Consider the following 10,452-nt stretch of genomic DNA (forward strand, 5'->3'; position numbering starts at 1 on the left):
CCGGGAAGCACGTCAATTCGTGTATGAACACTTAGCCGGGTTTGGTCGTTTACTAGCCCAACACATACACGACACTACCCAATGAAGAAAGGCTGGATTATTGCGCTCGGATTGCTGTTTGTCGGTATCCTTGGTGCCTACATGTATTATAGCCGGTTAAAAAGTAACGCCGAAGCAGAAAGGGGTGCTTACGATGGAACCCTTAAACCACGCGTGGAACTAAGCCGGTTTGACTTTGAGAACATCACCGACGATGAGATTTCGATGAACATGTACATCCTCCTCGACAATCCGCTTCCCATTGCATTGAAGGGCAGTAATGTGAACTACTCGTTCTATATCAATGATCAGGAACTGGTTAAGGAATCGTACGAGAAGGTGGTGACCGTAAACGCCGAAGACAGCACTACTCTGGCGCTGCCCGCCAAACTGAAAGCGAAAAAAATGACTGCCCTGCTCGAAGACCTCGACCGGCGCAAGGTCGATAGTGCCGACTACCGGCTTCGTATTTCGTTCGATACGGATGTGCCGATTCTGGGTGAAAGGAAAATCAACATCGACCAGACCCGCCGACTGCCTACCTACCACGTTCCGCAGTTTAAGGTAGAGGATATCGATTACGGCAAACTGAGTCTGAAAGCGATGGATGTAGCGGCAAAAGTCAATATCATTAACAGGAATAAGTTTCCCTACAACATTACCGATACGCATTATACCGTGGTTATTGATGGGAAAGAAATTGCCGAAGGGGTGCAGGCTGAGCCAATTCTGGTAAAGAAAGAAGCGACGACACCCGTGGTGTTTCCGGTAACCGTGAAGCCAGGCAAAGCCCTTGGATTACTGCCCAAAGCCCTGTTCGACAAGAAAGACACCCCGTATGCGATCACCTTCCGGTGTAAAATTCTCGACAAGAACAACAACCCCATGTTCCAGCACAGCAAGTTTGTAACGACCATAAAAGGAACGCTGCTGGATTTTAAAAAGAACAAGTAAGCGGCACAACTGACTAACTACATGAAACAGTACGACGTACTCGTTATTGGTGCCGGATCGGCCGGGCTCAGCGTAGGTATATCCATGAAACGTCTCGGTTTTACCGTGCTGATCGTAGAAAAAAACGATCACCGAATTGGGGGCGACTGCCTGAACGATGGTTGTGTGCCGAGCAAGGCCCTCATTTACGTTAGTAAACAGGTCCACCATGCCCGGAGCGTAGACCGGTTCGGCGTGAAAGCTGCCGGGGCCGTTGATATGGCGGAGGTGATGCAGTACGTTCGGGAGCGGCAGGACATTATCCGGGCGCACGAAAACGACCGCTATCTGCGCGAAACGGAAGGGATCGACGTCGCGCTGGGGGTAGCGCACTTTGTGGGCGAAACCGAGGTTGAAGTGGTGCTCAATGACGGGGAAACGATGCGGGCGACGGCCAAAAATATCGTGCTCTGCACGGGTTCCCTACCCCGTCAGCTGGAGGCCGAAGGGCTGGATGCCGTAGCGAAAGTGCCGGGTAAACTGCATACCAACCAAACCATTTTTTCGCTGAAAACCCTGCCCAAACGACTTCTGATTGTGGGCGCGGGACCTATTGGTATCGAGATGGCCCAGGCGTTCGGGCGGTTAGGCAGTGCCGTAACCGTGGTAGGAACCGAGGAGCGTATTCTGGACAAAGAACTGCCGGAGGTATCGGAACTGCTGAAAAAGCAGTTGGAAAAAGAAGGAATCACGTTTAAGCTAAAGCGGAAAGTTACCGCCTTCCCTGATGTAAATACGGCGGAGATGAAGGCCGGAAACGGCCATACGGATACCATTCCGTTCGACGTGGTGCTGGTAGCCATTGGGCGCACGTTTCAGTATGACGCACTGAACCTGCCCGTTGCCGGTATCGAGCTGTATGATAGAGGTCGCCTTACACTCAACGACTACCTACAGACCACCAACAAACACGTTTTTGCCGTTGGCGACGCAGCCGCCGGAGCACCGGCCGGGCAACGCCTGTTCTCACACGGGGCCGAACTACAGGCATCCATTGTGGTCGGTAATTTCATAACGCCCGGCGTGTTCGGGAAAAAACTTACGTACGACCATTTTTCGTGGGTCACGTTCACCGATCCCGAAGTGGCCACATTCGGTTTTTCGGAAGAAGACCTGAAAACACGCGGGAAAGAGTATGAACGCATCGAGTATGATTTCGCCCGCGACGACCGGGCTGTCATTGAAGACTACGAATACGCCCGGATGATTTTATTTGTCAGTCCATCGGGCATAAATCCCTTCGGCCCGAAAATTTTAGGGGGCACTATTATTGCACCAAAGGCGGGTGAGTTGATTCAGGAGCTTATCCTGGCGCAGCAAAAAGGCCTGACAGCGGGGGATTTCTTCAACAAGACGTACCCATACCCAACGGCCAGTCGGGTCAATAAATCCATCTGGGTCGATAAGATTGGCGGCCACCTGCCTGACCTCGTCAAGAAAGGAGCTAAGTGGCTGTACGAGTGAGCCTAAGAGTGGCTGATTTACCGTATGAATAAAAAGAGATGGCCCATTTATAGAACGGGCCATCTGCCGGACTCACCTAATTAACAAAACCCATAACAGTACCCATCCATAGACTCATTCTTTGGATGGGTACTGTACATACGTTCAAAAAAAAGGTCTGGTTTTATTTCGTCAGTGAGTCTACAGGCAAGTATGGCCCGATTAGTGCGTTTTTTTGCACGGGCAACTTTAGGGCAGGGCAGGAATAACTATTCCAAACATAGGCTATCTTTGCGCCGTTTTTACCCGCCCAAAAGTAAGTAGGCTCAAGCCTGGATATGGAAGACAAGAAACATTTGGATGCCGTTTCGGCTGCTGGTTTGCTGGTAGCAATGGGTATTATATATGGCGACATTGGTACGTCGCCCCTGTATACGTTACGGGCCATTATCGGGCCGGACAACATAATTCGGGCCGATGTTATAAGGGGTGCATTATCCTGCGTTTTATGGACACTCACCCTGCAAACGTCGGTTAAGTACGTAATCCTGATTTTACGGGCCGACAACCGGGGAGAAGGGGGAATTTTTGCGCTCTACGCCCTCGTACGCAGGCATGCCCGCTGGTTGACGCTTCCGGCTATTATTGGGGGAGCTGCCCTGCTGGCCGATGGGATTATTACGCCCCCCATTTCGGTTTCGTCGGCGGTGGAAGGGCTGCGGCTGATTTATCCATCCATTACGGATTTTCAGATTATCGAGATTGTCATTGCCATTCTAACCATCCTGTTTCTGATTCAGGCCTTCGGAACCAACGTGGTTGGTACGGCTTTTGGGCCCATTATGCTGGTATGGTTTGTGATGCTGGCTACGCTGGGTATTATTCAGATTGCCCACGCGCCGGGTGTACTGGCCGCCATAAACCCGTATTATGCCTGGTGGTTACTGGTTAAATATCCGGGGGGATTCTGGCTGTTGGGTTCCGTTTTTTTGTGCACAACGGGTGCCGAAGCCCTTTATTCCGACATGGGTCACTGTGGTCGGTCCAATATTCGGGTGAGCTGGGTTTTTGTTAAAACCTGTCTGTTGCTCAACTACTTCGGGCAGGGTGCCTGGTTACTTGGTATTCAGGGCCAGACGCTGAAAGAGCGTATCCCCTTTTATGAGGTGATGCCGCCCTGGTTCCTGACCATTGGTATCAGCATTGCCACGGCTGCCACCGTTATTGCCAGTCAGGCCCTCATCAGTGGTTCCTTTACCCTCATCAGCGAAGCCATCCGGCTCAACTTCTGGCCAAAGGTGCGGTTGCGTTATCCGAGTGTTCAGAAAGGTCAACTGTACGTGCCCAGCGTTAATATGCTCCTCTGGGCGGGTTGCGTGGGGGTAGTGTTGTACTTTCAGAAGTCGTCGAATATGGAGGCTGCCTACGGTCTGGCCATTACGCTAACGATGCTGATGACCACCATGCTGATGTCCTATTATCTGTATACGCACAAGTATCAGGCGTGGTGGGTGGTGCTCTTTCTGACGGTTTATCTGGGTATCGAAGGGTCTTTTCTGATTGCCAATCTCATCAAGTTTCCACATGGCGGCTGGGTATCCATGTTAATTGGGGTTACCATTGCCGGGGTGATGTACATCTGGCTACAGGCTTTTCAGATTAAGCTACGCCTGACGGAATACGTTCGTATCGACCAGTATACCCAGGCCATTAAAGAACTCAGTCGGGATATCAGCATTCCCAAATATGCCACGCACATTGTGTTTATGAGCAACGCGGCCCGGCAGTCGGAAATAGAATCGAAAATAATTTACTCCATCTTCCAGAAACGCCCCAAACGGGCCGATATCTACTGGTTTGTACACGTCGATACCACTGATGACCCGTACACGATGGAGTACAAAGTAAATACCATTGCCCCCGACGATGCCTACAAAGTGACGTTTAAACTGGGCTTTCGGGTGGAGCAGCGCATCAACCTGTTCTTCCGAAAAGTGATTGAAGACATGGTGAAAAACAAAGAAGTGGACATCACCAGCCGCTACGAATCGCTCAGCCGTCAGAACGTGATTGGGGATTTTCGCTTTGTAGTTCTGGAGAAATTTCTGTCTTTCGAGAATGAACTACCCACTCGCGAGCGAATTATCATGAATATTTATTTTAGTATCAAGAGCTTCACTACGCCCGAAGACCGCTGGTTCGGACTGGACAGCAGTTCGGTGAAAATAGAGAAAGTACCCCTGGTCATCCGCCCGGTCGAAAACGTACAGTTGAAACGCATTACAACCTAATTAAAGAGCGAAAGTGTGAAAGAGCGAGAGTGCGAAATTAATGCGCCAATCACTCTTTCATTCTTTCGCTCTTTCGCTCTTTCATTATGAAACTTCTCATCACCGGCGGGGCCGGATTCGTTGGTTCGTCACTGGCTATCTCGCTGAAAAAGAACTATCCAAACTACGAGATTTTTGCGCTCGACAACCTCAAACGGCGTGGGTCGGAACTGAGCCTGTCGCGGCTCAAAGCAGCTGGTATCGAATTCCTGCATGGCGACATTCGGAACAAGGAGGATTTTGATGCGCTGCCCGCCGTAGATACCGTTATCGAAGCCTCGGCCGAACCTTCGGTGCTGGCAGGGCTGGATGGTACGCCCGATTACCTGATCAATACCAACCTGTTTGGTACCGTCAACTGCCTCAATTACGCGTTGAAACACAAGGCTAGTTTCATTTTCCTGTCGACCAGCCGGGTGTATCCGATCAAAACAATCGAAACCCTCAATTATGCCGAAGCCGACACGCGCTTTGTGCTGACGGATGAGCAGCCCGTGCCGGGGGTATCGGCCAAAGGGATTGCCGAAGATTTTCCGCTGACGGGTGCGCGGTCATTGTACGGCACCACCAAACTGGCATCGGAACTGATTATTCAGGAATACAACGAGTTCTACGGCCTGAAAACGGTCATTAACCGCTGTGGCGTCATTACCGGCCCCTGGCAAATGGGTAAGGTCGATCAGGGCGTCATGGTGCTCTGGATTGCCAAGCACTACTTTGAGCAGCAACTGGCGTATATCGGCTACGGCGGAACGGGCAAGCAAACCCGCGACATGCTCCACATTGCCGATCTGTACCGCCTGATCGACTGGCAGCTTCACCACCTCGACCAGGTAAACGGGCAAATCCTGAACGCGGGGGGCGGGGTAGAAAGCAGTGCCTCCCTGCAGGAACTGACCCGGATTTGTCAGGAAGTGACGGGCAAAACAATCCCGATAAAGCAGGTCACCGAAAACCGGTCGGCCGACATCCGCCTGTACATCACGGACAACACCAACGTAACGAAGCTAACCGGCTGGAAACCCCAACTGGGCATCCGGGAGATTGTAACCGACATTCACGACTGGCTCAACGAGAACCGGGCCGCCCTGGAACCGATTCTGAAATAGCCGGTCAATTTCCAGAAAAAGCCCTTATCCAGCAGACCGGATAAGGGCTTTTTTATTGATGTGGACAGGTTAACGTTAGTACGTGTCAGCCCCGTGTTACCACTACGATTCTGGGCCAGCTTTTTTCGGTGTTGAGGTCAACTACGGTGTATGCTGCCTTCTGTTGGTTAGGTTCGTTGGCATTGGCGGGGGCTTTTTTCGTTTGGACCGCTTGCCTTCATGCCTGCCGACCAATTGTTTTGTGCCGCCAGATGGCCATGACATTCGTGTCGACGTGGTCTACCGTCGGATTGTTGTCAAACAAACGTTTTTGAATGACAAAGGCTAACGCGTAATCATCAATCAACCCCCGTGCGTTTACCTCGGTTGGTAAACAGGCCCCGACCAAACCAAAGCAATTCGTTACGACGCTTACGCTGTAATCCTTTTCCAGCAGGTCGTACCCGACAAACTCATACCCATCCAGGAGAATACGGCTGCAATCCTGCTCCGGGTTTATAACCACGGCCAACAAATTGAATCGGCTTTCGGAAGTGGTTTTGCGCAGTATATAGTCGGGCGAAGTGAACAGGCCAGTCGGGAACAGGCCAGTCGGGAACAGGCCATCCGTATGGATAAAATTCCAGTCATCCCCATCAGCCTTGTTGTAATCCAGCGCAGGTACAGTCCCGTTTAGTAGACCGTCGAGCGAAACGACTTCGGTTAAATGGGGTATCTGAGCGTAATCGAAATAATCGGACCACGTCTTCCCATATTTTTCAGTGGATTGGTCGAATACCTCCCGCGCGGTGTATAAAACGGTCATTGGCTCTGTAAGTTTGGTTCCTTTCGAGCTGACGGCTACCGGGCGGGGCTTCCTGCACCCTTATTGATAGCGAATCGAGCTGGGGCCGAAGCTGGTACCAAAGTACAGTCAAAAGGCTGATTACATGGCTTTTTTGGCATTGATTTAGCAAACGGTAACCAGCGCTTTACCCCCTTATTCAGCAGGTTAACCGGCTGCTGGTATATAGCTATGCCGTGGCTTGTCAATATCCAGGGAACGTGGCATTTTGCCTGCTGGCCCCAACTGACGCAAACCCCGGGGGTTGGTAGCGGCTACTATTGTTGTCCGAAAGAGTGGCAGCGTGACTGGTTGAGGTTCCCGCAGTTCGTTTCTGTTGCCGTCGGCGTCCATGAGGTGGACGAACTTGCCGTAGTTGTAGGCCGTTTTTGTCAGCCGTTTCTAAATTTTCGTCTCAGCAGGATAAGCTTGAACTTTATGTTGTCATAGACCAACCCCAGCACCAGAGTAGTGGCTGCGAAAATCAGGGTGGACAGGCCAATTTTGGTGTATAAAATCGCGCCCGCAATACCACCCACAAAAAAGAAGGCTATAATCGTAAAGCGTAATCGGATGGATGAGCGTAGTTTCTGCTTTTGTTGTTTCGCTTTGTAAAAGAATAGTTGAGCTAACTCAATGCCTAAATCGGTGAAAAGCCCTGTTAAATGGGTTGTTCTGACGGTTGCATTTGAAATGGTCGTTACCAGCGAGTTTTGTAAACCCATGGCGAACAGTAAGCTGAATACAATAACGTTTGGCCGTTGGAGCAGCAATCCTTGCCCATAAAATCCAGCAATGAACAGAATCAGGCATTCTATTGAAGCCGGAACGATGTAAATATAGTGGTCGTCCTTCCGCGAAATAATTTCAATGAGCAGGCTGGAAACAAATGAACCCAGAAAAAAGAAGAAGATGTACAGAAAATAGATAAACCCTTCCCAGTAGTTCAACTTAAACACTTCATCGATGAAAAAGGCAAAGTGGCCCGTTACGTTCGTTGTCAGCCGTTGGACCGAAAAGAAACCAGCCACGTTCACAATACCCGCAACAAACGATAATAACGAGGCTATTTGCAGGTTATGGCTTAGGGTTCGCGTCTTGCCATGGTGTATGAACATTGTATACTTCTTTCTCTTTTTTCAGGGGGTATAAACCGCCACACAATGGGTGAATATACGCCTATTTACATTGGATGCCCATCCTGCCGGTTGGTGATGGTGGTAGATACGGCTATCGCGATTGGCGGACAACCAAAAAACGGTGAGCTTTGTACACTGGCTCAACTGATGCAAAACCCGCGCTGGTAGCCTGTCTCTCCTGATGGTTGAAACGGTGGCACCGTAATACGGTCAGGGTTCCCAGAGTTCAATCTTATTGCCGTCGGGGTTCATGATGTGGACGAGTTTCCCGTAGTCGTAGGGGGTAATGTCATCGAGGATGGTGGCGCCGTTTTCCCGGAGTTTATCGACCAGCGCTTCGAGGTGCTGGACGCGGTAGTTAATCATGAACGCCTTGGAGGAGGGAGCGAAATAGGCATCTCCGGTTTTGAACGGACTCCATTGCATCGCGTGGACTTCATCGGGCCGGTCAACGTCCCGGGATTCGAAACCCGCCGAACCCCAGGCATTGATGTCGAATCCTAAGTTCTTGGCGTACCACGCTCTGGTTTCTTCCGGATTGTCAGAAAAAAAGAAGATGCCCCCAATGCCAGTTACCTTGGTTAAGGTGTTGCTATCTGTTGTCTTACTTTCTTGTTCTTCCATTGTATGTGGGTGCAAAGCGGGTTAGCAAGTCATCTTCAGATGGTTGGTAATCCTAACTCTTTCAAAAATTCATTGTGCTTGTCGGTATTGGCTATAATGCTTTCATTGAGTAGACCCAGTTTTTTATGTACGGCTTTCAGGTCAATTTGTACTTCATCAAGCGAGGTGCTTACATATCTTGAAATATTCAGGTTGTAGCCATTCTTTTCAATCTCTTCCAGTGAAACCCGGCGCGCATAGCGTTCAATATGGTCTGGTCGATGTTTGTACGTATCGACTATTTTTCGAATATCGTTGGGTTCTTCCTCTTCGCCTTCCCGTAGGGTGTTTTGTCGTTTGCCTTTTTCGTACTGCTCACTGGCATTGATGAATAACACATCGTCCTGTTTTTTGCATTTCTTCAACACCAAAATACAAACCGGAATACCCGTTGAGTAGAACAGGTTAGACGGTAAGCCAATGACAGTGTCGATGTGGTTATCTTTCAACAGTTTGGTACGGATTTTTTCTTCTGCACCACCCCGGAATAAAACGCCGTGTGGTAAAATGATAGCCATTGTTCCTTCATTTCCCAGGAAGTGAAACCCATGGAGTAAAAAAGCAAAATCGGCGGCTGATTTGGGGGCTAAACCATAACTCTTGAACCGAAAATCGTCGGCCAGGGTGTCGGTTGGTTCCCAACGCAGACTGAATGGCGGATTGGCGACGATGGCATCGAACTCAATCTTTTTGGCCGGATTCATCTCGTTGAGTAACTCCCATTGATTCTCTAGCGTGTCTCCGTGGAATATTTCAAACTCGGTGTCTTTCATGCCGTGCAACAGCATGTTCATGCGGGCGAGGTTGTAGGTGGTGATGTTCTTTTCCTGCCCATATAGTTTGCCGATACTACCGCCGTTGTCTCTGATTCGTTTTCTGACATTCAGCAGTAGGGATCCTGAACCACAGGTGAAATCAAGCACCTTATCAAATTTTTTCTTTTTGCCCGAACTGGGGTCCTGACTGTCCAGGACGACGATTTCAGACAGGATGGTCGAGATTTGCTGGGGCGTGTAGAACTCACCTGCTTTTTTGCCCGAACCGGCCGCAAACTCACCGATGAGGTATTCATACGCATCGCCCAGGGTATCGGCGTCCGCCGAGAATTCGGCTATGCCCTCGGCAATTTTCTGGATGATGGTGCAGAGTTTCTTGTTTCGTTCGGTTGACGTTTTACCCAGTTTTTCAGAATTCAAATTGATTTCTGAAAACAATCCCTGAAAGGCCCGTTCAAACGATTCGTTTTCAATGTATCGAAAACCAGCTTCCAGCGTTACCAGCAACTCCGTATTTTGCTTTCTCGCTAACTCCGTGATGTGGCTCCACAGGTGTTGTGGTTGTATGACATAATGCACCTTCCGGCGCATTTGCTTTTCAAACTCCTGTACGTCTGCTTCATTGTCGGCATACCAGACAGACAAAGGCGTACGGGTATCTTTCTCCGGCAACGTGGGGTAATCGGCTCCCAATTCCTTTTTGGCCGATTCTTCGTAGTTGTACGACAGGTAGCGAAGAAAAAGAAACGAAAGCATATAATCACGGAAATCATCCGCGTTCATAGCGCCACGCAGTTGGTCAGCTATTTCCCAAAGGGTTTTACCTAGTTTTTGCTGTGCTTTATTAGACATGATAGGGTGCATTTCAAAAATACCAGTATCTTGTTGACATAGCCTCAAAAAGCCCTTGTTCCCATGACCAGAGAAGAATTACATGCCCTCGTTGATGCCCGGTATGATGAGTTTCAAGCTTTGCAACAACAACCTAATTTCCTGGCCTACGAAGAGAAATTTGCCCATATCATGACCGATCTGGGTAAAGATATATTGCAGACCTCAATGGGGCCAACCCCGGTGAACCCCCGAAAAAAAATACTACACAAACCCGATTCGGAAAAATAGATATTGCACATAATC

General features: G+C 49.7%; 10 protein-coding genes. 6 read left to right on the forward strand and 4 right to left on the reverse strand.

The genetic code is table 11. The annotated features are described in order from the left end of the window. Positions 1-81 precede the first annotated feature (81 nt). From B157_RS0128235 to B157_RS0128250, 4 genes are all read left to right on the forward strand, one after another. The gene (locus tag B157_RS0128235) at positions 82-993 is read left to right on the forward strand and encodes an LEA/WHy family protein (protein ID WP_020606671.1); all 912 of its coding nucleotides are present in this window, start codon (positions 82-84) and stop codon (positions 991-993) included. Between the two features lie 21 nt (positions 994-1,014). Further along, the gene (locus B157_RS0128240) at positions 1,015-2,496 is read left to right on the forward strand and encodes a dihydrolipoyl dehydrogenase family protein (RefSeq protein ID WP_020606672.1); all 1,482 of its coding nucleotides are present in this window, start codon (positions 1,015-1,017) and stop codon (positions 2,494-2,496) included. A 317-nt stretch (positions 2,497-2,813) separates the two neighbouring features. Further along, a complete protein-coding gene (locus B157_RS0128245) occupies positions 2,814-4,766 on the forward strand; it encodes a KUP/HAK/KT family potassium transporter (RefSeq protein WP_020606673.1) in 1,953 nt (650 codons plus the stop codon). 86 nt (positions 4,767-4,852) lie between these two features. Continuing rightward, positions 4,853-5,914, forward strand: a complete 1,062-nt coding sequence (locus B157_RS0128250) for an NAD-dependent epimerase/dehydratase family protein (RefSeq protein ID WP_020606674.1) — start codon at positions 4,853-4,855, stop codon at positions 5,912-5,914. A gap of 217 nt (positions 5,915-6,131) precedes the next feature. Here the strand turns inward: B157_RS0128250 and B157_RS0128255 are convergent, their stop codons facing one another. Further along, the gene (locus B157_RS0128255) at positions 6,132-6,719 is read right to left on the reverse strand and encodes a hypothetical protein (protein WP_020606675.1); all 588 of its coding nucleotides are present in this window, start codon (positions 6,717-6,719) and stop codon (positions 6,132-6,134) included. 410 nt (positions 6,720-7,129) lie between these two features. After that, positions 7,130-7,855, reverse strand: coding sequence for a YoaK family protein (locus B157_RS0128265; protein ID WP_020606677.1), 726 nt, complete (start codon positions 7,853-7,855; stop codon positions 7,130-7,132). 45 nt (positions 7,856-7,900) lie between these two features. On the opposite strand from B157_RS0128265, the gene B157_RS38620 reads away from it, so the two are divergent. Beyond that, complete coding sequence (locus B157_RS38620; protein ID WP_157618614.1) at positions 7,901-8,044, forward strand: hypothetical protein; 144 nt, start codon at positions 7,901-7,903, stop codon at positions 8,042-8,044. Positions 8,045-8,086: 42 nt separating this feature from the next. Here B157_RS38620 and B157_RS0128270 read toward each other — a convergent pair whose 3' ends face one another. Further along, positions 8,087-8,500 carry a VOC family protein gene (locus tag B157_RS0128270; RefSeq protein WP_020606678.1) on the reverse strand — a complete coding sequence of 138 codons (414 nt, stop codon included), beginning with the start codon at positions 8,498-8,500 and terminating at the stop codon, positions 8,087-8,089. 35 nt (positions 8,501-8,535) lie between these two features. After that, positions 8,536-10,167, reverse strand: coding sequence for a type I restriction-modification system subunit M (locus B157_RS0128275; RefSeq protein WP_020606679.1), 1,632 nt, complete (start codon positions 10,165-10,167; stop codon positions 8,536-8,538). Positions 10,168-10,230: 63 nt separating this feature from the next. Here B157_RS0128275 and B157_RS0128280 point away from each other — a divergent pair, with 63 nt between their 5' ends. Next, a complete protein-coding gene (locus tag B157_RS0128280) occupies positions 10,231-10,437 on the forward strand; it encodes a hypothetical protein (RefSeq protein ID WP_020602294.1) in 207 nt (68 codons plus the stop codon). Positions 10,438-10,452 lie beyond the last annotated feature (15 nt).

It is taken from the genome of Spirosoma spitsbergense DSM 19989 (assembly GCF_000374085.1).
Classification (GTDB): domain Bacteria; phylum Bacteroidota; class Bacteroidia; order Cytophagales; family Spirosomataceae; genus Spirosoma; species Spirosoma spitsbergense.